The 24,059-nt window shown below is 65.8% G+C and carries 21 protein-coding genes; 12 read left to right on the top strand and 9 right to left on the bottom strand.

The genetic code is table 11. From position 1 onward, the window contains the following. Position 1 precedes the first annotated feature (1 nt). The gene (locus QCE83_RS04445) at positions 2–3,337 is read left to right on the top strand and encodes an efflux RND transporter permease subunit (RefSeq protein ID WP_309807853.1); all 3,336 of its coding nucleotides are present in this window, start codon (positions 2–4) and stop codon (positions 3,335–3,337) included. Positions 3,338–3,392: 55 nt separating this feature from the next. Here the strand turns inward: QCE83_RS04445 and QCE83_RS04440 are convergent, their stop codons facing one another. From QCE83_RS04440 to QCE83_RS04420, 5 genes are all read right to left on the bottom strand, one after another. Further along, complete coding sequence (locus tag QCE83_RS04440; protein ID WP_309807852.1) at positions 3,393–6,980, bottom strand: enterotoxin A family protein; 3,588 nt, start codon at positions 6,978–6,980, stop codon at positions 3,393–3,395. 148 nt (positions 6,981–7,128) lie between these two features. After that, entirely contained in the window at positions 7,129–7,827 is a 699-nt protein-coding gene (gene kdpE, locus QCE83_RS04435; protein WP_309807850.1) for a two-component system response regulator KdpE, read from the bottom strand. 43 nt (positions 7,828–7,870) lie between these two features. Beyond that, on the bottom strand, positions 7,871–8,845 hold the full coding sequence (locus tag QCE83_RS04430; protein ID WP_309807849.1) for a quinone oxidoreductase: 975 nt from the start codon (positions 8,843–8,845) through the stop codon (positions 7,871–7,873). 29 nt (positions 8,846–8,874) lie between these two features. After that, the gene (locus tag QCE83_RS04425; RefSeq protein ID WP_309807847.1) at positions 8,875–9,264 is read right to left on the bottom strand and encodes a methylglyoxal synthase; all 390 of its coding nucleotides are present in this window, start codon (positions 9,262–9,264) and stop codon (positions 8,875–8,877) included. A 44-nt stretch (positions 9,265–9,308) separates the two neighbouring features. Continuing rightward, a complete protein-coding gene (locus QCE83_RS04420) occupies positions 9,309–10,088 on the bottom strand; it encodes an SDR family oxidoreductase (protein ID WP_309807845.1) in 780 nt (259 codons plus the stop codon). A 312-nt stretch (positions 10,089–10,400) separates the two neighbouring features. Between QCE83_RS04420 and upp the strand changes: the two genes are divergently transcribed. From upp to QCE83_RS04370, 10 genes are all read left to right on the top strand, one after another. Next, entirely contained in the window at positions 10,401–11,054 is a 654-nt protein-coding gene (gene upp / locus QCE83_RS04415; protein ID WP_309807844.1) for a uracil phosphoribosyltransferase, read from the top strand. A gap of 353 nt (positions 11,055–11,407) precedes the next feature. Next, positions 11,408–12,136, top strand: coding sequence for a YebC/PmpR family DNA-binding transcriptional regulator (locus tag QCE83_RS04410; RefSeq protein WP_309807843.1), 729 nt, complete (start codon positions 11,408–11,410; stop codon positions 12,134–12,136). A gap of 284 nt (positions 12,137–12,420) precedes the next feature. Beyond that, the gene (purD, locus tag QCE83_RS04405; RefSeq protein WP_309807842.1) at positions 12,421–13,716 is read left to right on the top strand and encodes a phosphoribosylamine--glycine ligase; all 1,296 of its coding nucleotides are present in this window, start codon (positions 12,421–12,423) and stop codon (positions 13,714–13,716) included. Between the two features lie 139 nt (positions 13,717–13,855). Further along, the gene (gene hemF / locus QCE83_RS04400) at positions 13,856–14,815 is read left to right on the top strand and encodes an oxygen-dependent coproporphyrinogen oxidase (RefSeq protein WP_309807841.1); all 960 of its coding nucleotides are present in this window, start codon (positions 13,856–13,858) and stop codon (positions 14,813–14,815) included. After that, positions 14,806–15,534: a nicotinate-nucleotide adenylyltransferase gene (locus QCE83_RS04395; protein WP_309807840.1), complete on the top strand. Its 729-nt coding sequence runs from the start codon at positions 14,806–14,808 to the stop codon at positions 15,532–15,534. Before hemF ends, QCE83_RS04395 begins: the two co-directional genes overlap by 10 nt. Positions 15,535–15,543: 9 nt before the next feature. Then, on the top strand, positions 15,544–15,993 hold the full coding sequence (gene rsfS, locus QCE83_RS04390; RefSeq protein ID WP_309807839.1) for a ribosome silencing factor: 450 nt from the start codon (positions 15,544–15,546) through the stop codon (positions 15,991–15,993). A 13-nt stretch (positions 15,994–16,006) separates the two neighbouring features. Next, positions 16,007–16,477: a 23S rRNA (pseudouridine(1915)-N(3))-methyltransferase RlmH gene (rlmH, locus tag QCE83_RS04385; protein WP_309807838.1), complete on the top strand. Its 471-nt coding sequence runs from the start codon at positions 16,007–16,009 to the stop codon at positions 16,475–16,477. 66 nt (positions 16,478–16,543) lie between these two features. Next, positions 16,544–17,161, top strand: a complete 618-nt coding sequence (locus tag QCE83_RS04380; RefSeq protein WP_309807837.1) for a Maf family protein — start codon at positions 16,544–16,546, stop codon at positions 17,159–17,161. Between the two features lie 7 nt (positions 17,162–17,168). Beyond that, positions 17,169–18,638: a ribonuclease G gene (gene rng / locus QCE83_RS04375; protein WP_309807836.1), complete on the top strand. Its 1,470-nt coding sequence runs from the start codon at positions 17,169–17,171 to the stop codon at positions 18,636–18,638. Between the two features lie 23 nt (positions 18,639–18,661). Continuing rightward, positions 18,662–18,820, top strand: coding sequence for a hypothetical protein (locus QCE83_RS04370; RefSeq protein ID WP_309807834.1), 159 nt, complete (start codon positions 18,662–18,664; stop codon positions 18,818–18,820). A 34-nt stretch (positions 18,821–18,854) separates the two neighbouring features. Here the strand turns inward: QCE83_RS04370 and QCE83_RS04365 are convergent, their stop codons facing one another. The 4 genes from QCE83_RS04365 to QCE83_RS04350 all read right to left on the bottom strand — a co-directional run bounded on the left by QCE83_RS04365 (position 18,855) and on the right by QCE83_RS04350 (position 22,848). Continuing rightward, entirely contained in the window at positions 18,855–19,340 is a 486-nt protein-coding gene (locus QCE83_RS04365) for a hypothetical protein (RefSeq protein ID WP_309807832.1), read from the bottom strand. Continuing rightward, positions 19,337–19,561: a hypothetical protein gene (locus QCE83_RS04360; RefSeq protein WP_309807831.1), complete on the bottom strand. Its 225-nt coding sequence runs from the start codon at positions 19,559–19,561 to the stop codon at positions 19,337–19,339. The genes QCE83_RS04365 and QCE83_RS04360 overlap by 4 nt, the downstream gene beginning before the upstream one ends. Before the next feature lie 114 nt (positions 19,562–19,675). Further along, positions 19,676–21,394, bottom strand: a complete 1,719-nt coding sequence (msbA, locus tag QCE83_RS04355; protein ID WP_404984722.1) for a lipid A export permease/ATP-binding protein MsbA — start codon at positions 21,392–21,394, stop codon at positions 19,676–19,678. Positions 21,395–21,570: 176 nt separating this feature from the next. Then, complete coding sequence (locus tag QCE83_RS04350; protein ID WP_309807829.1) at positions 21,571–22,848, bottom strand: O-antigen ligase family protein; 1,278 nt, start codon at positions 22,846–22,848, stop codon at positions 21,571–21,573. Positions 22,849–23,016: 168 nt separating this feature from the next. Here QCE83_RS04350 and QCE83_RS04345 point away from each other — a divergent pair, with 168 nt between their 5' ends. Beyond that, positions 23,017–24,012: a glycosyltransferase gene (locus QCE83_RS04345; protein ID WP_309807828.1), complete on the top strand. Its 996-nt coding sequence runs from the start codon at positions 23,017–23,019 to the stop codon at positions 24,010–24,012. Positions 24,013–24,059: the final 47 nt, after the last annotated feature.

Here is a 24,059-nt window from a genome sequence, read left to right as displayed (position 1 = left end):
CATGAACCTGTCGCGCATCTTCATCGCCCGGCCTGTCGCGACTACGCTGCTCGCGATCGGCATTGCGCTCGCGGGCATGTTCGCGTTCGTGCGGCTGCCGGTCGCGCCGCTGCCGCAGGTCGATTTCCCGACCATCTCGGTGCAGGCGTCGTTGCCCGGCGCGAGCCCGGAGACGGTCGCGACCAGCGTGGCCAGTCCGCTCGAACGCCATCTCGGCACCATCGCCGACGTCAGCGAAATGACCTCGATGAGTTCGGTCGGCACGACGCGCATCACGCTCCAGTTCGGCCTGAACCGCGACATCGACGGCGCCGCGCGCGACGTGCAGGCGGCCATCAACGCCGCACGCGCCGACCTGCCCACCGCACTGCGCAGCAACCCGACCTACCACAAGGTGAACCCGGCCGACGCGCCCATTCTGGTGCTCGCGCTGTCCTCGCCCACGCGCACGCCGGGCGCGCTGTACGACTCCGCTGCAACGGTGCTGCAACAGACCTTGTCCACGGTGCCGGGCGTCGGCGAAGTCGACGTGAGCGGCTCGGCGAATCCGGCGGTGCGGGTCGAACTGGAGCCGGGCGCGCTGTTCCACTACGGCATCGGGCTGGAGGACGTGCGCGCGGCGCTGGCCTCGGCGAATGCGAACAGCCCGAAAGGCGCGATCGAGTTCAAAGGCACGCGCATCCAGCTCTACACCAACGACCAGGCGAGCAAGGCCGCGCAGTACAAGGACCTCGTGGTCGCGTACCGCAACGGTGCGGCGGTGAAGCTCTCGGACGTCGGCGAGGTGGTCGATTCCGTGGAAGACCTGCGCAATCTCGGCCTCATCAACAACAAGCGCGCGGTGCTGGTGATCCTGTATCGCCAGCCGGGCGCGAACATCATCGACACCATCGACCGCGTCAAGGCGATGCTGCCGCAATTGCAGGCCGCATTGCCCGCCGACGTGCAGATCACGCCGACCGCCGACCGCTCCACCACCATCCGCGCGTCGCTGCACGACACCGAGGCCACCCTCGTGATCGCGGTGGCGCTGGTCGTGATGGTCGTGTTCCTGTTCCTGCGCAACTGGCGCGCGACGCTGATCCCAAGCGTGGCCGTGCCCATCTCGATCATCGGCACGTTCGCGGCCATGTACCTGCTGGGCTTCTCGCTCGACAACCTCTCGCTGATGGCGCTGACCATCGCGACCGGCTTCGTCGTCGACGACGCCATCGTCGTGCTGGAGAACATCACGCGGCATGTCGAGAAAGGCGTGCCGCGCATGCAGGCCGCGATCATCGGCGCGCGCGAAGTCGGCTTCACGGTGGTGTCGATCAGCGTGTCGCTGGTGGCGGTGTTCCTGCCCATCCTGCTGATGGGCGGCATCATCGGGCGGCTGTTTCGCGAGTTCGCGCTGACGCTGTCGCTCGCCATTGCGGTGTCGCTGGTGGTGTCGCTCACCGTCACGCCGATGATGTGCTCGCGCCTGCTCGAAGAACCGGGCGAGCGCCGCCAGGAAGGCCGCATCGCGCAATGGCTCGAACGCCAGTTCCAGCGCCTGCAGGGCGGCTATACGCGCACGCTGGACTGGTCGCTCGCGCATCCGCTGCTGATCCTGATGACGCTGTTCGCCACCGTGCTCCTCAACGTGTTCCTCTACGTGATCGTGCCGAAGGGCTTCTTTCCGCAGCAGGACACGGGACGCATCATCGGCGGCATCCAGGCGGACCAGAGCACGTCGTTCCAGGCCATGAAAGGCAAGTTCTCGCAGATGATGAAGATCGTCGAGGCCGATCCGGCGGTGGACAGCGTGGCCGGCTTCACGGGCGGGCGCTCGACCAACAGCGGCTTCATGTTCATCTCGCTCAAGCCGAAGAGCGAGCGCAAGGTCTCCGCCGATCAGGTCATCAACCGCCTGCGTGCGCCGCTCGGCGATGTCGCGGGCGCGCGCACCTTCCTGCAGGCGGTGCAGGACATTCGCGTGGGCGGGCGGCAATCCAACGCGCAGTACCAGTTCACGCTGCTGTCGGACACGACCGCCGATCTCTACAAGTGGGGGCCGATTCTCACCGACGCGCTGCAGAAGCGCCCCGAACTCGCCGACGTCAATTCCGACCAGCAGCAGGGCGGACTCGAGTCGATGGTCACGTTCGACCGTTCCACGGCCGCGCGGCTCGGCATCAAGCCGGCGCAGATCGACAACACGCTGTATGACGCATTCGGCCAGCGCCAGGTCTCGACCATCTACAACCCGCTGTCGCAGTACCACGTGGTCATGGAGCTCGCGCCGAAATACTGGCAGGACCCGGAGATGCTCAAGCAGATCTGGATCAGCACGTCGGGCGGCACGGCAAGCGGTTCGTCGTCGACGCAATCCACCACCACGTCCAGCACCACCTCCACGGCCTCAACCTCGGCCACCGGGTCGACCGGCGCGGGCGGCGCTTCCACCAGCGCGACGGACACCAGCGCGGCGCTCGCGCTGGCCGCGGTGAAGAACTCGGCGACCAACGCAATCGCCGCCACTGGCAAGAGCGGCTCGTCGTCGGGCGCGGCGGTGTCCACGTCGAAGGAAACCATGGTGCCGCTGTCGGCCATCGCGAAGTTCGGACCGGGCAACACGCCGCTGTCAGTGAATCACCAGAGCCAGTTCGTCGCCTCGACCATCTCTTTCAACCTGCCGCCCGGCAAGTCGCTCTCCGACGCCACCGCCGCGATCTACGAAACCATGGCCGAGATCGGCGTGCCGCAGACGATCCACGGCAGTTTCCAGGGCACGGCGCAGGCGTTCCAGCAGTCGGTCAGCACGCTGCCCATCCTGATCCTCACGGCGCTCGCCGCGGTGTATATCGTGCTCGGCATGCTGTACGAGAGCTATATCCATCCGATCACGATTCTCTCGACGCTGCCCTCCGCGGGCATCGGCGCGCTGCTCGCGCTGCTGCTCTTCAAGACGGAGTTCAGCATCATCGCCTTCATCGCGGTGATCCTGCTGATCGGCATCGTGAAGAAGAACGCGATCATGATGGTCGATTTCGCGATCGAGGCCACGCGCCACGGCGCGGCCACGCCGCGCGACGCGATCCGCGAGGCGTGCCTGCTGCGCTTCCGCCCGATCATGATGACGACCGCCGCCGCCCTGCTCGGCGCGCTGCCGCTCGCCTTCGGCACCGGCGAGGGTTCGGAGATGCGCGCGCCGCTCGGCATCGCGATTGTCGGCGGGCTGATCGTCAGCCAGATGCTGACGCTCTACACCACGCCGGTCGTCTATCTCTACATGGACCGCTTCCGCATCCGCGCGGAAGCCCGGCGTGCACGCCGCCAGGGCCGTGCGCGTCCGGCGGGCGCAGCGGAATGACGCGCGGGCGGCATGCTTCCTTCCGTGGGTGGCGTGTCGACCCTGAGCGCATCGCTCACTCTCCAAGCATCAAACGAAGCCGCTCGCGTAGTCGCGCCCGCGCCTCGATGCCTTCCCAGACGTCGGCACGCACGGAATAGTTGGACGCGATGTGCGTTTGCGGCAGTTCGGCGATGCTCCCCGTCTTCGGATCACGCACGATCCAGTAAGCGCGGCGGCCGCCGAGCGTGCGCACTTCCAGCATGTTGTCGCCGACGCCGAAAGCATAGAAGCCGTCCCTGAAGAGGAAGGCCGCATTGTTCCGTTCCAGCCACTGGATGGTGCCGGCCACATCCTGATGCCGGTGATTCATCCAGTCGAGAAACCCGCCCTTGATGCCGAGCGTCGGAATGTGGGTCACGAAATGCGTCGTGCCGGGAGGCAAGAGCGACTCCGGACGCTGGTCGAAGCGGTACAGCTCCTCGCTGGTTCCAGTGTCGCGGGCATAGTTGTACGAGTTCCGGTTCGAGGCGGGCGGCGTCACCGGCACGCCGCCTTCGCCGGTCAGTTTCCACGTCGAGCGGGCTCCTTCGAACGCCGTGGTGACGAAGGGCACATAGACGGTGTGACCCACGGTCAGGTACTTGCCGTCTTCGACATGCACCAGGCGTCCGTTGTCGTAACGGAAGACGCCGTTGAGGCTCGGTGACGATGGCACGGAGCCGACATACACGTAGCCATCCGAACCGACCCGCAAGGTCTTGTTCCAGTCGCGCGGATAGTGGAATCGCCCGTCCGACCCCATGACGAACTGCTTGGTGTTGCCGGGGTACTGGGTGCTCGCGCGATAGGTCCAGTTCACATAGACATTGTCCGACGCGTCCGCGTAGAGGATGGCCGGATGATCCGCGCCGCCGCCGTACGCGTGCAACGTCATCGGTCCTCGATATTCCTCGTGCGCGGCCTGTCTGCGGCTGGCGTCGTCGAGCCGCTGGACGGCATCGCCGTAGAATTCGGCCTGGGTGAGGTTGGGATTCTCCTTCGGCGTGTACCCGACCACCTTGCCGTCGCGCACGGCGGGCACGACGAACGGTTTGTACGCAAGCTCCTGCCACGCCTTCGAATTCAGCGGAAAGCGCGCGAGCTGCGGTTGCGCGCCGGCGCTTCGCTGCGTCCCGTACACGTCCCATCGGTATGCCGGATTGTCCTTGAAACTGGACGCGACGCCGTCCTTGATCTCCCACCATCCGATGACCTGCGTCGCGTCGATGGTTCCCATCGCCGCGAACTCGTGATTGTCCGGCGCCACGGCGTGAGGACCCAGCGTGGCATTGACGTCCACGAGGTTGGGACCAGGCGAGATCGCGTAGACGAAGCCGCTCCGCGCCTCATGCTCGAGACGGTCGAGCGCGATGCCGGGACTCGCGAACGTAGCCAGATAACCGGCGCTGTCCGGGTCGCGCTTGCCCGCTCCGACATCGAAGTCGTGCGTGACCAGATTGACGTCCTTGAGCGACGTCGTGAGCACGTGAAAGCCGCCTTCCGCACTCATCTCGAAAGGCGTCACCGTCGACGGCCTGAACAGGAAATCAGGCTCGCTGTAGCGCGTCGGGCGTTCTGCCGCGCGCTTGAAATCCGCGTGCGGATAGGAGCGGGAAGGCGAGTCGACCGCGGTGGCGACCGGCGGCGGCAGGTCCGCCACCGGCACGACCGGAAACGAGAGATTGAGCGCGTCGTGCGGATTGGAGAGCGCGGCGTGCCCCCCCTGCATGCTGCCGTCGTCCTCCGCGTACCACGTCGTCTCGGCATCCCTCACGCCACCTTCCGTATGACGCCCCGACAGAAACGCCCGCCGCACGGCCGACGTCATGTGTTCGAAGTCCGCGTACTCGAACAAGCCGTAGTCGGGTGCCAGGAGTTCGTAACGGTCGCTGCGGAAGTTGCTGCCCGGCGCGATTCTCCGGATCAGGAGCGGATCGCTGTAGGCGAAGCCGCTGGCCGACCCGTCCGCGGGCGGCGACCGTCGCCCCATATCGATCACGACCATGGTGTTGCGCGAACCGTTCGTCGCGCTGTCGCCGAAGTAGTTCGAGCCGAAGTTCGTCGCCAGGTTGTCGATCAGGTGTTCCGCGCTGCCCATTCCGCTCTCGCCGGCATGCCGGATGTAGCGCGCCACGTCCACGGACGACGCCGACGGCGTGTTGCCGTGCCGCAGGCGCAGGGTGTCGATCAGTTGCAGGCGGCGCGCCTGATCGGGCGCGCGCGGGTCGAGCGGCTCCAGTGCGCTGCGGAAATCCGGCGTCGCGTAATCGCCGACCATCCGCAACGCAAAGGACACCAGTGCCTCGTTGCGATCGACGCCCGCAAGCGGCCAGCGCGCGCCTTCGAAGATGGCGGCGGGTGTCATCGGATAGGGCCGAAGCGCGGTGTCCGCGTATAGCTGATAGTCGTAGTCCGACTCCGGCGGATTGGAGCCCGGCGTGCCCGGACGGGAGGCGAGCACGGGCACGGGCACGGGCGCGGGCGTGGGCGCGGGATCGGATCCGCCCGGCCCATTTCGCGAATAGACCTGCATCTGCACCGGCGACGCGCGCCACTCGGTGCCGGAAAACGCGACATCGAGATAGCCTTCGAGCGAGCGCTGCATGTCGATCCGGCTGCCGTACCGGAAGGCGCCGTTGTTGGGGTCGAAGATGGTCCAGTTGTCGCTGTCCCCATGTTGCACGAGCAGCGCATGCCCCCGTTCCTGCAGGGTGCCGGACGCCTCCATGCCGATCTGCAGGTACGCCATGTCGGCCGGTTGCATCAGCGCGAAATCTTCGCGTATGGCGCGCAGCCGGTCGGAGGTCGCCGCATACCGCGCTCTGAGGTTGTTGGGGACGAGCGGCGTGTAGTGGCTGAAACCGAGCCGGTACGCGTTGGTCTGGAATTTCTCGACATGCTCGCAGAAGTCACGGTGCGCGAATGAGTTCGAATCGGCGTCGGCGTCGAGGCGCATGTTCTGGACCGCCGAGAACAGGGTCCGCTCCGGCAGTTGCGCGCCTCGGTCCACGCGCCGCATCGCTTCGAGGACGATGCCGTCGCACGCGCCCGTCTCCGGATAGCCGCACTTCCTGCGATAGTCGGCCTGATCGAACTTGACGCAATCCGTGGCTCTCGCCCGGAGCCGCTCACCGCCGCGCCGCTCGCGAAAAATATCCGTACTGGGCGTGCCCTGGCAGGCGCCGCGCTCCACGCGCGAGTGCGCATCTTCGGTTGCGGCGGCGCTGGAAGGCAGGGAGTCGGCTTCGACATCGGCGCGCGGCAGCGGCGGCGTGGCGGCCGGCGCGACGTCGTCCTCGCGCTGGCTTGCCTGGAGTTGGGACGCGGTCGACTGAACCGGCTGATCGATCTTGTCCGGCTCGGCGGTCTTGTTCGCTGCGTTCGCTTCGTTCGTTTCTTTCGATTCGTCCGCCGGCGTTCCCGCTTCATTGGCCGACGCAGCCGAACCGGCATCCGCAGACTCGCGCGCATCGGCCGAATCGGTCGCGTTCTGAGGACTGTCGCGCGGCTCCGGCGCTGCGCCTTGCGCGTCCGACGTCTCTGCGCGCGGCGACGCATCCGGTTCGGCAGCCGCAAACGACCCGGCGCCCGGGCTGGCGCCGCTGACACGGGAAACGCCCATCACTTTCTCCCAGGCAACGCGAGGGAGCGCTTCGGATCGTCAGGCAGGTTGTGCATCAGGGCCGACAGCGCTCAAGGAACTGCTGGCCGAGTGTAGACGCCGCGCACCCGCCGCACGCGCTAACCCTGCATCACACAGCAGGACCGCGTCACTGCACGCCCACGAGCCGGTAGCCGACGCCCGTCTCGGTCACGATGTGCTCGGGTTGCGCCGGATCGCGTTCGAGCTTCTGACGCAGATGCGCCATGTAGATGCGCAGATAGTGGGGGCTCTCCACATGCGACGGTCCCCACACGTCGAGCAGCAACTGCCGATGCGTCAGCACGCGGCCCGCATGCCGCACGAGCGCCGCGAGCAGGCGGTATTCGAGCGGCGTCAGATGCACGCTCTCGCCATTGCGGGTCACGCGCCGCATCGCGAGATCGACGCTCACGTCGCCGAAGCTGACCGCCGGCGTTTCGCTGGCCGGCGCCTGATTGCGCCGCCGCAGATGGGCACGGATCCGCGCCAGCAGTTCGGAGACGCCGAAGGGTTTGGTGAGGTAATCGTCGGCGCCGGCATCGAGCGCGGCAACCTTCTGCTCTTCCTGCGTGCGCGCCGACAGCACGATCACCGGCAGCCCGCTCCAGCCGCGCAGTTCGCGGATCACGTCGATGCCGTCGACATCCGGCAAGCCGAGGTCGACGATTACGAGGTCGGGCTTGCGCGTCGCCGCCTCGACGAGCCCTTGCTGCCCGCTGAGCGCTTCGTGCACGGTCATGCCCTGCGCCTCCAGCGAGACGCGCACGAAGCGGCGGATCTGTTTGTCGTCTTCGATCAGGACGACGGTCGGGGACGGCTCGTTCATGTTTCAGTCGTTCATGGTGTTCACGAACCGTCCCGCGCCCGCATCAGGGAAGCAGAATGGTCGAACCGGTGGTGCGGCGCGCCTCGAGGTCTTCGTGCGCGCGGCCCGCCTCCGCCAGCGCATAACGCTGGCGCACGTTGGTCTTCACCTTGCCCGAAGCGACCACGTCGAACAGTTCCGCCGCCATGGTGTCGAGATCGCTGCGTTTGGCGATATAGCTGAAGAGCGTCGGACGCGTGAAAAAGAGCGAGCCCCGTCCGGCGAACTCGGACGAATCGATCGGCGGCAACGGTCCCGACGAATTGCCGAAGCTCACGAACAGGCCCAGCGGCGCGAGGCAGTCGAGCGAGGCGATATACGTGTCCTTGCCGATCGAGTCGTAGACCACCGGCACGCCCGCGCCGTTGGTGATCTCGCGCACGCGCTGCGTGAAGTTGTCGCGGGTGTAGACGATCGGATGGTCGCAGCCGTGCGCCTTCGCGAGTTCGGCCTTCTCGTCCGACCCCACGGTGCCGATCACCGTCGCGCCCAGCGCCTTGGCCCACTGGCACGCGATCATGCCGACGCCGCCCGCCGCCGCGTGGATCAGCACGGTATCGCCCGGCTTCACGCGATAGGTCCGGCGCAGCAGATACTGCGCGGTCAGTCCTTGCAGCATGATCGACGCGGCGTCTTCATAGCCGATCGCATCCGGCAGCTTGACGACGTAGTCCGCCGCCATCACGCGCTCTTCGGCATACGCGCCCGGCGGACGCGACGCGTAGGCCACGCGGTCGCCCGGCTTGAACTGCGTGACGCCCTCGCCCACCGCCGTGACCTCGCCCGCGCCTTCCATGCCGAGCCCGCCGGGCAGCGGCATCGGATAGAGGCCGGTGCGGAAATACACGTCGATGAAATTCAGCCCCACCGCATGATGCCTGACGCGGATCTCGCCCTTGCCCGGCGCGCCCACCTCCACGTCGACCCACTTCATCACTTCCGGGCCGCCTGCCTTGTCGAATCGGATTGCCTTGGTCATCGCTCGTTCACCTCCGTCACGTGTCGGGTTCAGGACGCCCGCGCGAAGCGCAGGCGCAAGTCGTCGAGCAGCATGCGCGCCGTCGCGATGTTGGTCGCGCACGGCACGTTGTGCACGTCGCAGGCGCGCACCAGCGCGTTGATGTCCGGCTCGTGGGGCTGCGGCGTCATCGGGTCGCGCAGGAAGATCACCATGTCGACGCGCCCTTCGGCCAGTTCCGCGCCGATCTGCAGGTCGCCGCCGTGCGGGCCGGACAGCTTGCGCTCGACCTCGAGCCCGTGCGCCGCCGCGATGCGGCCGCCCGTCGTGCCCGTGGCCACGAGGCTGCATTGCGCGAGCGTGGCGGCGAACTCGCCCGCCAGCGTGACGATGTCGTCCTTCTTCATGTCGTGCGCGATCAGCGCGACGCGTGTGCTCATGTGCTCCATCCTCCTGTCGTTGTCGTTATGGTGTTGCTGATGTTTCAGTAAGTGCCCGGATACGCGCCGCCGTCGATCAGCAGGTTCTGTCCGGTGATGTAGCCCGCATGCACGCTGCACAGGAACGCACAGGCGCGGCCGAATTCCTCCGGCGTGCCGAAGCGTCCGGCCGGCAAACTCTCGGCGCGGCGCGCGCGGATGTCGTCGATGGAGACGTTCTGCGCCTTGGCCTGCGCTTCCATCGTCACGCCGATGCGATCCGTGTCGAACGTGCCCGGCAGCAGGTTGTTGATGGTGACGCCCGTCGCGGCGACCTTGCGCGCCACCCCGGCAACGAAGCCGGTCAGCCCCGAACGCGCGCCGTTCGACAGACCGAGCACATCGATCGGCGCCTTCACCGAGGAACTCGTGATGTTCACGATGCGCCCGAAGCCGCGCTCGATCATCCCGTCGATGGTTGCCTTCATCAGTTCGATCGGCGTCAGCATGTTGCCTTCCAGCGCCTTGATCCACATCTCGTGCGTGAAGGTGCGGAAGTCGCCCGGCGGCGGTCCGCCCGCGTTGTTCACCAGGATGTCCGGCGCGGGGCAGGCGGCGAGCGCGGCGGCGTGGCCGGCGGGCGTCGTGATGTCGCCCGCGACCGTCTTCACGTCCACGCCGTATTGCGCGCGAATGTGCGCGGCCGTCGCTTCGAGCGTCTCCGCGGTGCGCGCGGTGATCACCAGGTTGACGCCCTCGGCGGCGAGCGCTTCCGCGCAGCCGCGTCCCAGTCCCTTGCTCGCCGCGCACACGAGCGCCGTACGCCCTGCGATTCCCATGTCCATCGTGCTGTTCTCCGTGATCGTTCGGCAGACGAGGCGGACGCCGACTGCGTCCCGCCCTCGCCGCCCGGGTTCATCCATCGCGCAATTCTAGAAGAATCGGGGCGGCAACGTCGGCGCCTGCTTCGGCGCAGCCATTCGACGGCGCGCGATTCTTCTTAGGCTCGGGCGGCCTTTTCGGTAAACTGTCGCCACTGTCCGCGCGAGGCGCACCCGACGTCACAACGCTTCGACATCGCGCCGGACCCGCCGTTGCGCCCGGGCGCAACCCGGCAGCCCATCACACGAGCAGGACGCGCAGCACGCGCGAGACCCATGACACAAGACAGCCGCTTTCCCAATCTCTTCATCCTCGATCACCCGCTGATCCAGCACAAGCTCACGCACATGCGCGACAAGGACACGTCCACGCGCACCTTCCGCGAACTGCTGCGGGAAATCACGCTGCTGATGGGCTATGAAATCACCCGCAACCTGCCGCTGACGACCAAGCGCGTGGCCACGCCGCTCGTCGAGATCGACGCGCCGGTGATCGCCGGCAAGAAACTCGCCATCGTGCCCGTGCTGCGGGCGGGCATCGGCATGTCGGACGGCTTGCTGGACCTGGTGCCGTCGGCGCGCGTCGGCCATATCGGCGTGTATCGCGCGGACGATCACCGCCCGGTCGAATACCTCGTGCGCCTGCCGCCGGATCTGGAGGAGCGCGTCTTCATCCTGTGCGATCCGATGGTCGCCACCGGCTATTCGGCGGTTCACGCCGTCGACGTGATGAAGCGCCGCAAGGTGCAGAGCGAGAACATTGTGTTCGTCGCGCTGGTCGCGGCGCCCGAAGGCGTGCAGGTGTTCCAGGACGCGCATCCGGATGTCAAGCTGTACGTCGCCTCGCTCGATTCGCATCTGAACGACCACGCGTACATCGTCCCCGGCCTGGGTGACGCCGGGGATCGCCTGTTCGGCACGAAGAACTGAGTTTTCCCCAGATCGCGTCTGATCCCGCAAACCGCCGCGCGCCTTCCGCGCGGCGGTTTGCGTATCCGAACGAATTTGCGTTTTTTCATCGCGTATCGCCGGGATTTGGTGCAGTTTCGGTCCGCTTTCCGGGTTTGGTTCGCGCGCATGGGTACTGGGGACGGGTGCCTCCATGCTAAAATTTCGGTCTGTTCCCGATCGGGTCGGCAGCACCGGACAACGCCTCGGCGGTCCACGCGCCATTCCGTCACACGCCCATACCGGAACGCACCGGCCAACGGCACGGAACCACACATTCAGCACGACAGCACACTAGGCGCCGGAGCCAAGCCCGCGCGCGATGGAGAAAGGTAATGGCGGGTCATTCGAAATGGGCCAACATCAAGCATAAGAAAGCCGCGGCCGATGCAAAGAAAGGCAAGGTCTGGACACGCCTCATCAAGGAAATCCAGGTTGCGGCGCGCATGGGCGGCGGCGAGGTCGATTCGAACCCGCGCCTGCGTCTGGCCATCGACAAGGCCTACGACGCCAACATGCCGAAGGACAACATCAACCGCGCCATCCAGCGCGGCGTCGGCGGCGTGGACGGCGCCAACTACGAAGAAATCCGTTACGAAGGCTATGGCATCGGCGGCGCGGCGATCATCGTCGACACGATGACGGACAACCGCACGCGCACCGTCGCGGAAGTGCGCCATGCGTTCTCGAAATTCGGCGGCAACATGGGCACGGACGGCTCGGTGTCGTTCATGTTCGATCACGTCGGCCAGTTCCTGTTCGCGCCCGGCACGCCGGAAGACACGCTGATGGACGCCGCGCTCGAAGCCGGCGCCGACGACGTGGTCACGAACGAAGACGGCAGCATCGAGGTCATCTGCCCGCCGAACGATTTCCAGAAGGTGAAGGACGCGCTCGAAGCCGCCGGCTTCAAGGCGGAGCTCGCCGAAGTGACGATGAAACCGCAGACCGAAGTCGAGTTCAGCGGCGACGACGCGGTGAAAATGCAGAAACTGCTCGACGCGCTCGAAAACCTCGACGACGTGCAGGAAGTCCATACCAACGCGGCGATCAACGAGGACTGAGCTTCGGATTGCTGCGGGGCAAGGTGAATGCGCCCTTGCCCGCCGTGCATGGAACGCCTTTCGCTTCGGCATGATGGCCGGAGCAGCGCCGCCGGATGCATGCGGCGCGGCATCGCCCCGAGGAAGGCGCGTGACGCTGCCGTAGTCCGCGCGAGCCGCCTTCGCCACGGGATGCGCGCCGTCTGATGACGAAGCCCGTCGCATCCGCCGCTATCTCTCAAGCTGCTTTTTGCACGTCTTTACCGCTCGTTTTTACGCTTTTAGTCAGGATTTCGGGGATTCACATGAAGTTACTCGTCGTCGGTTCCGGCGGTCGCGAACATGCACTCGCATGGAAGCTTGCGCAATCGCCGCGCGTGCAGATCGTCTATGTGGCGCCGGGCAACGGCGGCACCGCGCAGGACGAGCGTCTGCGCAACATCGACATCACGGACCCGGCGGAACTCGCCGATTTCGTCGAGCGCGAACATGTCGCGTTCACGCTCGTCGGTCCGGAGCAGCCGCTCGCGGCGGGCATCGTCAACCTGTTCCGCTCGCGCGGACTGAAGATCTTCGGGCCGAGCAAGGAAGCCGCGCAGCTCGAAAGCTCGAAGGACTTCGCCAAGGCGTTCATGAAGCGCCACAGCATCCCCACCGCCGAGTACGAAACCTTCTCCGACGCCGCCGCGGCCCACGCCTACATTGATACGAAAGGGGCGCCGATCGTCATCAAGGCCGACGGCCTCGCCGCCGGCAAGGGCGTCGTCGTGGCGATGACGCTGGAAGAAGCGCACGGCGCCGTCGATTCCATGCTCGCCGACAACAAGCTGGGCGATGCCGGCGCGCGCGTCGTGATCGAGGAATTCCTGGCTGGCGAGGAAGCCAGTTTCATCGTGATGGTGGATGGCAAGCACGTGCTGCCGCTCGCCTCCAGCCAGGACCACAAGCGCCTGCTCGACGGCGACCGCGGCCCCAACACGGGCGGCATGGGCGCCTACTCGCCCGCGCCGATCGTCACGCCGCAGCTGCACGCGCGCGTGATGCGCGAGATCATCCAGCCGACGGTGCGCGGCATGGAAAGCGAAGGCATCCGCTTCACAGGCTTCCTGTACGCGGGCCTGATGATCGACGCCAACGGCAACCCGAAGACGCTCGAATTCAACTGCCGCATGGGCGACCCCGAGACGCAGCCGATCATGGCGCGCCTCAAGGGCGACTTTTCGAAGGTCGTGGAAATGGCGATCGACGGCAAGCTCGACGCCGTGGAACTCGACTGGGACCGGCGCACGGCGCTGGGCGTGGTGCTGGCGGCGCACAACTATCCTGAGACGCCGCGCAAGGGCGACCGCATCAACGGCATTCCGGCGGAAAGCGAGCAATCCGTGACTTTCCATGCGGGCACGACGCTCGCCGACGGCAAGCTGACCACCTCCGGCGGACGCGTGCTGTGCGTGGTCGGACTGGCGGATTCCGTGCGCGGCGCGCAATCCGTGGTCTACGATACAGTCAACCAGATTTCCTTCGACGGCATGCAGTACCGTCGGGACATCGGCTATCGCGCGCTGAACCGCAAGCACGACAAGCCGGAAAAGCACGGCTGATACCGGCCTGGCGCGGCCCGTGCCGCACGAGTACGCACGCTGCCGGACCTCGCGTCCGGCAGCGTGCTTTTGAGAGATGCGCGACGGAGGGTGAGCCCCGTCCTTTCATGGCCGCCGAAGCGGCGTAATCCGGCAATCGATGAGTGAAACGAACCGCACCGCACAGACCCACGGCGAATCCGGCACAGCCTGCGACATCGCGGCCGTGCGCGCCTACCTGACGGGCTTGCAGACGCGCATCGCCGACGCGCTCGGCGCGTTCGACGGCACGCCCTTCGGCACCGATGCCTGGACCCGCGAACCCGGCGCGCATCTGCGCGGCGGCGGCGTGACCCGCATCCTGGAAGGCGGCGGATTCTTCGAGCGCGGCGGCATCGGCTTCTCGGACGTGCAAGGCGACGCGCTGCCGCCCTCCGCGAGCGCCGCGCGCCCGCAACTGGCCGGACGCGGCTTCGAGGCACTGGGCGTCTCGCTGGTCATGCATCCGCGCAATCCGCACTGCCCGACCGTGCACATGAACGTGCGCATGCTGACGGCGCTGAAGGCCGGCGAAGCGCCCATCTTCTGGTTCGGCGGCGGCATGGATCTGACGCCGGTCTACGGCTACGAGGACGACGCGCGGCATTTTCACCAGACCTGCCGCGACGCGCTCGATCCGTTCGGCGCGCAGCTGTATCCGCGCTTCAAGACCTGGTGCGACGAGTACTTCTATCTCAAGCATCGCAACGAACAGCGCGGCATCGGCGGGATCTTCTTCGACGATTTCTCCGAACCCGGTTTCGAGGCTTCCTTCGCGATGATGCGCAGCGTCGGCGACGCGTTCCTGAACGCCTATCTGCCGATCATCGAGCGCCGCCGCGATACGCCCTATACCGAACGCGAGCGCGAGTTCCAGGCGTACCGGCGCGGCCGCTATGTCGAATTCAATCTCGTCTTCGACCGCGGCACGCACTTCGGCCTGCAGAGCGGCGGCCGCACCGAGTCGATCCTGCTGTCGATGCCGCCCGAGGCACATTGGCGCTACGACTGGAACGCGGAACCGGGCACGCCCGAGGCCAGGCTCGTGAATGACTTCCTGGTGCGGCGAGAATGGCTGTAACCCCGGCCATGAGCCATGGCACGCCGTGCGCGAAGCGTATCGGACTGCTCGGCGGCACTTTCGATCCCATCCACAACGGGCATCTGGCGCTGGCGCGGCGCTTCGCCGAGGTGCTGCGGCTGACCGAACTCGTGCTGTTGCCGGCGGGTCAGCCGTGGCAGAAGGAAGGCGTGTCGGCGCCTGAGCACAGACTGGCCATGACGCGCGCGGCGGCCCGTTCGCTGTCGATACCCGGCGCGACCGTGACCGTCGCGACCGACGAGATCGATCGCCAGGGCGACACCTATACCGTCGATACCCTGGCGCGCTGGCGGGAACGCGAAGGCCCCGAGGCGTCGATCTCTCTGCTGATGGGCGCGGATCAGCTGGTCAAGCTGAACTCGTGGCATCGGTGGCGCGAGCTGTTCGAGCATGCGCACGTGTGCGTGGAAACGCGCGCCGGCTTCGACGTGGCCACCCTGCCCGCCGAAGTCGCCGCGGAGCTCGAACTGCGCCGCGCCTCGCCCGAAACATTGCAGGCGAGCACGCACGGTCACATGCTCATCGACGAAAGCCTGCTGCTCGACGTGTCCGCCACGGCCATTCGCGAAGCAGCCCGCACGATGCGCGACGCACAGGCGCCGGACCCGTCAGCGGAACAACATGACCGCGCCCGCGCCGAAGTCCCTGAGTCAGTATGGGACTATATTGTTCAACATCACCTGTACCGGACACGGTAAACCCCAATCATGGAAATTCAGAAGCTGCAACGCGCGATCATCGACGGTCTGGAAGACGTCAAGGCGCAGGACATCAAGGTCTTCAACACCACTCACCTGACTTCGCTGTTCGACCGTGTGGTCGTCGCAAGCGGCACGTCGAACCGGCAGACCAAGGCGCTTGCCAACAGCGTGCGCGAGAAGGTCAAGGAAGCGGGCGGCGACATCGTCAGCACGGAAGGCGAAGAGGTCGGCGAATGGGTGCTGGTGGACTGCGGCGACGCGGTCGTGCACATCCTGCAACCGGCGCTGCGCCAGTACTACAACCTCGAGGAAGTCTGGGGCGACAAGCCGGTGCGCGTGAAGCTCCAGAAGCCGAACATGTTCGGCGGCGCGAACGTCACCGCTGACGACGAAGACGAGGACGAAGAAGACGCGAAGCCGGCCGTCAAGCGCGTCGCCCGCAAGCGCGCGTCCTGAGCCTCGCTGTTTCATGAAGCTCGTCATCCTGGCCGTCGGACACAAGATGCCCGACTGGATCACGAAGGGCTTCGACGAGTATGCGAAGCGCATGCCGCCCGAACTGCGCATCGAGCTCAGGGAAATCAAGCCGGAGCAGCGCTCGTCGGGACGCAACGCCGAGAGCGTGATGGCAGCGGAGAAGCAGCGAATCGAAGCCGCGTTGCCGAAGAATGCGCGGATCGTCGCGCTCGACGAGCGCGGCCGCGACTGGACCACGATGCAACTGGCGAACGCCCTGCCCGGCTGGCAGCAGGAGGGCCGCGATGTCGCGTTCGTGATCGGCGGCGCGGACGGGCTCGATCCCGCCGTGAAGTCGCGCGCCGAACTGCTGTTGCGCGTGTCGAGCCTGACCCTGCCGCACGGCATGGTGCGCGTGCTGCTCGCCGAACAGCTTTACCGCGCGTGGAGCATCACGCAGAATCATCCTTATCATCGCGCGTGAGGCGGACCGGCGGTTGAATCTCGAAGGCCGCGCAAGCTCGCGCGCGCACTCTGATCCAACCCGACGATGCCCACCACTTATCCCTTCGTTTATCTCGCCTCCCAAAGCCCGCGTCGCAAGGAGCTGCTTGCCCAGCTCGGCGTGCGCTGCGAATTGTTGCTGCCCCGCCCCGATGAAGACGCCGAAGCGCTCGAAGCCGAACTGCCCGGCGAAGACGCCGCCGCCTATGTCGTGCGCGTGTGTACGCTGAAGGCGCAAGCGGCGCGTGCACGCCTGCTCGCGGGCGGTCATCATGAAGCGCCGATACTGGTCGCCGATACGACCGTGACCATCGATGGCCTCATCCTCGGCAAGCCGCTGCACGAGGAAGACGCCGTGGCGATGCTCGAACGTCTGGCCGGGCGCGAGCATGAAGTGCTGACGGCGCTCGCGGTCGTCGATGCGCACGGCACGCTGCTCGCGCCGGCGCTGTCGCGCTCGACGGTGCGGTTCGCCGCCGCCGACCGTGCTGCGCTGCAACGCTACGCCGCCACCGGCGAGCCGCTCGGCAAGGCCGGCGCCTACGGCATCCAGGGCCGCGCGGCGGAGTTCATCGAGCGAATCGACGGGTCCTATTCGGGTATCATGGGTCTGCCCCTTTTCGAAACCGCAGCACTCTTGCGCGTGGCGCGCGTCGAATTCTAAACAGGCCATGAACGAAGAAATCCTGATCAACGTCACACCGCAGGAATGCCGCGTCGCACTGGTTCAGCAAGGTGCGGTTCAGGAACTTCACGTCGAGCGCACGCTGTCGCGCGGGCGCGTCGGCAACGTCTATCTGGGACGCGTCGTGCGCGTGCTGCCGGGCATGCAGTCGGCATTCATCGACATCGGCCTCGAACGCGCCGCGTTTCTTCATGTCGCCGATATCTGGCATCCGCGCATCGCGGGCGAATCGCATGCGTCCACGCCGCATGTGCCGATCGAGAAGATCGTCTTCGAAGGCCAGTCGCTGATGGTGCAGGTCGTGAAAGACCCGATCGGCACCAAGGGCGCGCGCCTCTCCACGCAGGTGAGCATCGCGGGACGCACGCTGGTTTATCTGCCGCAGGAGCCGCATATCGGCATCTCGCAGAAGATCGAGAGCGAAGCGGAGCGCGAGGCCGTGCGCGCGCGTCTCACGGCCGTGTTGCCCGCCGACGAGAAAGGCGGCTATATCGTGCGGACCATCGCCGAGGATGCGACGAGCGAGGAACTGGCCGCCGACGTCGCCTATCTGCGCAAGACCTGGGCGACCATCGTCGCGCAGGCGCAGCGCGTGCCGCCCACCACGCTGCTGTATCAGGATCTGAATCTGTCCCAGCGCGTGCTGCGCGATTTCGTCAACGACGAAACCACGCGTATCCAGGTCGATTCACGCGAAACCTATCAGATGCTCGCGGACTTCGCGGCCGAGTTCACGCCGGCGGTGGCGTCGCGCCTGCATCACTACACGGGCGAGCGGCCGCTCTTCGATCTGTACAACATCGAGGCGGAGATCCAGCGTGCGTTGTCGCGGCGCGTGGACCTGAAGTCGGGCGGCTATCTGATGATCGACCAGACCGAGGCGATGACGACCATCGACGTCAACACGGGCGGTTATGTCGGCGCGCGCAATTTCGACGACACCATTTTCAAGACCAATCTCGAAGCCGCGCATACCATCGCGCGGCAACTGCGGTTGAGAAATCTCGGCGGGATCATCATCATCGACTTCATCGACATGGAGAATGTCGAGCATCGGGATCAGGTGCTGGGCGAGCTGAAGAAGGCCTTGTCGCGCGATCGCACGCGGGTGACGGTCAATGGGTTCTCGCAGCTCGGGCTGGTGGAAATGACACGCAAGCGCACGCGCGAATCGCTCGCGCATGTGCTGTGCGAGCCGTGTCCAGTGTGTCAGGGCAAGGGACAGGTCAAGACGCCGCGCACGGTGTGTTACGACGTGCTGCGCGAGATCATGCGCGAGTCGCGGCAGTTCAATCCGAGAGAGTTTCGGGTGGTGGCTTCGCAGCAGGTCATCGACCTGTTTCTCGAAGAAGAATCGCAGCATCTGGCGATGCTGATGGATTTCATCGGCAAGCCGGTGTCGTTGCAGGTGGAGAGTAATTTGTCGCAGGAACAATATGACATTGTGTTGATGTGAAGCTCTCAAACAAAGGAGACTCCATGAAGACAATCATCACCGCGCTGATCAGCGCATCCCTGATCGTTCCTGTCATTGCTGAAGCGCGCGGCGGTCGCTACGCCGGCGGCCATGGTTCGTCGCACAAGGGCGGCCAGTACAAGAACTCGCGCACGGGGAATCACTACGAGAAGCGGCGGTAAGCACCTGGGATGGCGCCTCAGGCGCGACGCATCACTAGTCGGCCTTCCAAACAGAGGAGCGGACATAAGGCGGCATGTCGCTAATGACAACCTGAACGCATGTCAATCTCACATCGAGCCCGACATTCGGCAGCAGATCAAGCTTGATCAACCCGTCCACGCGCGACAACGTCATCTCCATGATCGTCGCTTCTTCGAGCATGGCGTCGACATCGATCTCCGATTGCCGCACATCGAGACAATCGATCACGACCATTCGATCCACGCGCCCGTTGGTAGGCGGCGGCCCATAGCAGTTGTGAAGCACTTCCAGCCGCACGTCCACCATGGTCCGCATGAGCCCGTGCGTTAAATCCTGACCATCCAGCCCGGTGGAAGTCTTGCGCAGCCGTCTCATGCACAACGAACGCACTGCAGAATCATGGAAAGACGAATAGCCGCCCAGATGCGTCACCAACGCTTCAGCGTTCGTCGCCAGCTCCCAACCCCAGGTCCGGTCTTCAACGCGACCGCTGCTCAATGCGCCGCCACGATCAACCGCCAGCGAATCTCCTCCCAGCTCGGATGCTGATGATGATTCTGCGGCGGCAGCGGATGCCCTTCGGTGGACACGGCATTGTGACCGCACGTTTCGCATCGATAGATGCCGGAAAACGGCGTCGCGTGTCCAGGTTCGTAGACCGCCCCGAATGCCGCGTGGTCGCTCTGATCGAGATACTGAGGGAACCGGTAATAAGCCATAGGATTGATCCGACTCGTGCAAAAGCCGTCATCATCCCGTTTGCCGCGTCGCGTGTGAACGCGATATTTCTTATGTTTCTACGCAGCAAATTTCCACGCTCATCCCACCCCCAATCAAGCCGCCTGCTGCTGATACTGGATCCGGTGCAGGTGCGCATACAAGCCATCCTTGCGCAGCAATTCGGCATGACTGCCCTGCTCGGCAATGCGCCCCGCCTCCATCACGAGAATGCGGTCCGCACGCTCGATGGTCGACAGCCGATGCGCGATCACCAGCGTCGTGCGCCCCTTCATCAGCGTCTCGAGCGCCGACTGCACATGCCGCTCCGATTCCGAATCCAGCGCCGACGTCGCCTCGTCGAGAATCAGGATCGGCGCGTCCTTGTAGATGGCGCGCGCAATCGCCAGACGCTGACGCTGTCCACCCGACAAGCGCATGCCATTGCCGCCGATCAAGGTATCGATTCCGTCCGGCAACGCATTGACCACGTCCGCGAGATTGGCCGCCGTCAGCGCCGACATCACCCGGTCGCGATCCGGCGTCTGTCCGTACGCGACGTTCGCCGCGATCGTGTCGTTGAAGAGCACGACATCCTGGCTGACCATCGCGAGCTGGCCGCGCAGGTCGTGCAGCTTGTATTCGGAGAGCGGCACGCCGTCGACGAGCACCTGTCCGCCGCGCGGATCGAAGAAGCGCGGCAACAGGTTCACGAGCGTCGTCTTGCCGCTGCCCGACGGACCCGCCAGCGCCACCATCTCGCCCGGCGCGACCTTGAACGACACGCGGTCGAGCGTTGGCCGGTCCGCCGAGCCATACGCGAAGGTCACGTCGCGAAACTCCACTTCGCCGCGCGCGCGCTCGAGCGGCTTGCCGCCGCCCGCGGGTTCGGCCGGCTCGTCGATCAGCCCGAAAATCAGCTCCGCCGCGGTCATGCCGCGCTGCAACGGCTGATTGATGTCGATCAGATGCTTGAGCGGCGAGATCACGAGCAGCATCGACGTGACGAAGGCCACGAAGCCGCCCACCGTCGTCTGGTCGCTCGCCGACTGCACCACCGCGATGGTGATGACAATGGCGAGGGCAATGGACGCGAGGAACTGCGTCAGCGGCTGCGCGAGTCCGCCGGACACCTGCATGCGCATGGCATAGCCGCGCAGACGATGGCTCATCTCGGTGAAGCGGCCGATCTCATACGGCTCGCCGTTATGCACCTTAACGACCTTGTAGCCGCCGACCGTCTCCTCGACGATATACGAGAGTTCGTTGGTGAGCGTCTGATGCTCGCGATTCAGGCGGCGCAGACGCCGGTTGATCTTGCTGACGAGCCAGCCGATGGCCGGCAGAATCACCGCGACGATCAGCGTCAGGCGCCAGTTCAGGATGAACAGATAGCCGAGCAGGAACACGACCGTCAGCGAATCGCGCACCAGGGTCACGACGACGCTCGACAGCACGCTCAGGATCTGGTTCACCTCGAAGACGACGGCGTTGATGATCGTGCTCGCCGTCTCGCGCTGAAAGAAGCCTGCGCTGGTGTGGATCATGCGGTTGAACATTTCGAGCCGCAGCTGCAGCAGGATCTTGTTCGTCACATAGGAGAGGAAGTAGCCCGACGCATACTGCGCCGAGCCGCGCACGAGCGCGAGGCCGATCACGGCAGCCGGCACGAGCCATTTCGCGTGGTCGCTGCCCTTCGAACCGAAGCCGTGATCGAGCAGCGGCTTGAGCAGCATCGGGATGCCGGCCTCGCTCGCCGCGACGATGCCCATCGTCAGCAGGCCCAGCAGCACCATGCCCATCAGCGGGCGGATATACGGCCATAGCCGTTTCATGACTGCCGCCGGCGACGAACTTTCCGTGCCGCCGATCGGCTTGCGCAAACTTGCTTGCTTGTTCAAGAGCGTATCTCCACTTCGCCCGGCGGCTGACTTGTCCTGCCGCGCGGCGCGTGTTGGTGTCTGGTGTAGGTGGCTGTGAGCGATGGCCGGCCGGATGCCGCTCAACCCGCTCAACCGATGGGACCGCGTCCCGGTTTCCCCCGCGGCTCGCGCGTATCGTGCGTGATGACCGCGAGCAGCACGGCCCAGATGAGCGCGATGAGTGCGGTGCTCATCACCACCGTGAACACGTCGATGCTCAAACCGAAGATGATAACCGACCCCGACACGGCCATTCCGCAGTAAGCGGCCGTCGATACATCGCGGTGCGGCGATCTCCTGTAGCGCACGAAGTACACCAGCGGCCCGGCATACAGCAAACCCAGGCACACGACGCCCAGCGCGCCCAGTTCCGCGATGGTCGAGAAGAATTCGCTGTGAGCCCGCTGGTTGACGATATAGGCCGGCACTTCGCCCTGCTTCGCCAGATCGCGCAACGACGACTCCAAATGCCCCTTGCCGACGCCCGTCAGCGGATGCGCTTCGAACAGGTGAATCGACGCGCGCCACAGCAACAGACGCGCGCCGATCGAACTGTAGGCGGTCGAGCCTTCCGCCAGTTGCGTGACATCGGACTGCGTGGCCAGGACGCGCTCGCGGCCCAGCGGCGACGCGAACAGCGCGGCCATCGCCAGCACCACGACCAGCAGCGCAACGAGCCAGTGCTTTGCGTGCTTCACCCAGCCGAAATTCAGCGAGCACAGCGCGAGAAACAGCGGAATCGCCAGCCAGCCGCCGCGCGTGCCCGACAGATAGGACGCGTAGACGCCGCCCGCCAGCCCCAGCAGCTTCACCGCGATACCCAGACGCCGGGCGAGCGCATTCGGATAGTCGTCCCAGCGGATCGTCATCGCCGAAAGGAAGCCGAGCAGCAGCGCGGTGTTGCCGTAGGGAATCGGATTGGTGAAGGTGTTGCCGAGCCGGTTGATGTCGTTGACCGTCATGTGGATGCTGCTGTCCACGGCCCACGCGCCCGCGCCGATCGCACCGAGCGCGCAGCCCCAGCCGAACGCCTTCAGATGCCGGATGGGCAGGTTCACGAGCAGGAGAAAGATGGGCAGGCTCAGCGTGAAGCGCGACATGCCGTCGAATTCGCGCGGCAGGAAGTAGCCGTCCGTCGCCTGCTGCAGCGGCAGGTAGACCATGAAGCCCAGCATGGCCACGGTGTACCAGGGATAGGCCCTGACGAGCAGGCTGCCCTTGAGCCGGAAGGCGCGGCTGAAGCCTGCGAAGAGCGCGATGGCAAGCAGCACGAAAAAGCAATAACCGGTTCCACCCCGTACGACGAGCGTGCTCGCGGGCGCCAGCAACACCATGCTGGCAATGACGTAACGAAGATTTTTTTCCAAATCGTGAACCTGACAGGGGTGGACCGGCCGGCGGCGGTCGCGCATCCCAAAAACCCGCGTTATTATAGCCGCTGGCGCCTGGCACGCTCTTCGCTCAGAAGCTGCTCGAGGAACTTTGAAGCCATAGCCGGCAAGGCGCTCCAGCCATCCACGCGTTGTGAAACTGAAATGCCAGCGACACCTCAAGACACTCCGGGCGCGCCGCTCGCAAGTTTCCTGCTCATCACCTTCAATCAGCAGAATACCGTCGCCGATGCGATCCGCGGCGCCCTCGCGCAGACCTGGTCGCCGCTCGAAATCCTCATCTCCGACGACGCCTCCAGCGACGCCACCTTCGCCGCCGCCGAGCAATGCGTGCGCGATTATCGCGGTCCGCACGTCGTGCGGCTGTATCGCAACGAGAAGAATCTCGGCATCAGCGCGCATCTGAGCGCGCTGGCCGCGCGCGCCGCGGGCGAGATGCTGTTCATCGCGGCCGGCGACGACATCTCGCGGCCCGAACGGGTCGAGCGCGTGATGCGCGTGTGGCTCGACAGCGGCCGGCGCTACGACCTGATCGCCACCGACCTGCAGGACCTCGACGCCGCAGGCCAGACCCACGACGTGCTGCGCGTCACCGACCTCGACGGCTATCGCAGCTTCGAGGCGTGGTCGGGCAAGCGGCCGCATCTGGTCGGCGCGGCGCACGCCTGGGCGCGGCGGCTGTTCGACGCGTTCGGTCCGATCGCGCCCGGCATCTACGGCGAGGATCAGATCATGGCGTTCCGCGCCATCATGAGCCAGGGCGCGCACACGCTGCACGAGCCGCTCGTGCTGTACCGGCGCGGCGGCCTCTCCAGCAAGCGGCGCTTCCGGACGCCGGCGGATTTCGTCGCGCGCATCCGGCTGGCGAACCTGAACGGCTCGGGCGAGACCCGTCAGCTGCTGAGCGATGCCGACAAGGTGGGCGTCGGCGCCCAGATGCGCACTCTGCTCGCGACCAAGTCCGCGCGCGAGTCCTACGTGAGTGCGATGTTCGGCACCGGTTCGGTCGGCAGCAAGCTGGCGCTGCTTGCGCGGGCCACGGAGGTCAGCTTCGGCTTTCGCGTCAGGATGTTTGTCTACGCGACCTGTCCGTGGCTGTTCTCGCCTTTCTTTTTCCTGAAGTGGCACTTGCGCGGATAATCGCGCGGGTCCGCTCAACCGCTTCTCCCGGCGCGCGCCGCCCCTTT

Origin of the sequence: Caballeronia sp. LZ034LL (genome assembly GCF_031451215.1) — a bacterium.
Taxonomy (GTDB): domain Bacteria; phylum Pseudomonadota; class Gammaproteobacteria; order Burkholderiales; family Burkholderiaceae; genus Caballeronia.
This window is presented reverse-complemented; position numbering and strand designations above follow the sequence as displayed.

What these genes read in the sequence shown, in the direction of transcription:
- QCE83_RS04445 (WP_309807853.1), top strand. Translation starts at nt 2, where the DNA reads ATGAACCTGTCGCGCATCTTCATCGCCCGGCCTGTCGCGACTACGCTG.
- QCE83_RS04440 (WP_309807852.1), bottom strand. Translation starts at nt 6,980, where the DNA reads ATGGGCGTTTCCCGTGTCAGCGGCGCCAGCCCGGGCGCCGGGTCGTTT.
- kdpE (WP_309807850.1), bottom strand. Translation starts at nt 7,827, where the DNA reads ATGAACGAGCCGTCCCCGACCGTCGTCCTGATCGAAGACGACAAACAG.
- QCE83_RS04430 (WP_309807849.1), bottom strand. Translation starts at nt 8,845, where the DNA reads ATGACCAAGGCAATCCGATTCGACAAGGCAGGCGGCCCGGAAGTGATG.
- QCE83_RS04425 (WP_309807847.1), bottom strand. Translation starts at nt 9,264, where the DNA reads ATGAGCACACGCGTCGCGCTGATCGCGCACGACATGAAGAAGGACGAC.
- QCE83_RS04420 (WP_309807845.1), bottom strand. Translation starts at nt 10,088, where the DNA reads ATGGACATGGGAATCGCAGGGCGTACGGCGCTCGTGTGCGCGGCGAGC.
- upp (WP_309807844.1), top strand. Translation starts at nt 10,401, where the DNA reads ATGACACAAGACAGCCGCTTTCCCAATCTCTTCATCCTCGATCACCCG.
- QCE83_RS04410 (WP_309807843.1), top strand. Translation starts at nt 11,408, where the DNA reads ATGGCGGGTCATTCGAAATGGGCCAACATCAAGCATAAGAAAGCCGCG.
- purD (WP_309807842.1), top strand. Translation starts at nt 12,421, where the DNA reads ATGAAGTTACTCGTCGTCGGTTCCGGCGGTCGCGAACATGCACTCGCA.
- hemF (WP_309807841.1), top strand. Translation starts at nt 13,856, where the DNA reads ATGAGTGAAACGAACCGCACCGCACAGACCCACGGCGAATCCGGCACA.
- QCE83_RS04395 (WP_309807840.1), top strand. Translation starts at nt 14,806, where the DNA reads ATGGCTGTAACCCCGGCCATGAGCCATGGCACGCCGTGCGCGAAGCGT.
- rsfS (WP_309807839.1), top strand. Translation starts at nt 15,544, where the DNA reads ATGGAAATTCAGAAGCTGCAACGCGCGATCATCGACGGTCTGGAAGAC.
- rlmH (WP_309807838.1), top strand. Translation starts at nt 16,007, where the DNA reads ATGAAGCTCGTCATCCTGGCCGTCGGACACAAGATGCCCGACTGGATC.
- QCE83_RS04380 (WP_309807837.1), top strand. Translation starts at nt 16,544, where the DNA reads ATGCCCACCACTTATCCCTTCGTTTATCTCGCCTCCCAAAGCCCGCGT.
- rng (WP_309807836.1), top strand. Translation starts at nt 17,169, where the DNA reads ATGAACGAAGAAATCCTGATCAACGTCACACCGCAGGAATGCCGCGTC.
- QCE83_RS04370 (WP_309807834.1), top strand. Translation starts at nt 18,662, where the DNA reads ATGAAGACAATCATCACCGCGCTGATCAGCGCATCCCTGATCGTTCCT.
- QCE83_RS04360 (WP_309807831.1), bottom strand. Translation starts at nt 19,561, where the DNA reads ATGGCTTATTACCGGTTCCCTCAGTATCTCGATCAGAGCGACCACGCG.
- msbA (WP_404984722.1), bottom strand. Translation starts at nt 21,394, where the DNA reads ATGAAACGGCTATGGCCGTATATCCGCCCGCTGATGGGCATGGTGCTG.
- QCE83_RS04345 (WP_309807828.1), top strand. Translation starts at nt 23,017, where the DNA reads ATGCCAGCGACACCTCAAGACACTCCGGGCGCGCCGCTCGCAAGTTTC.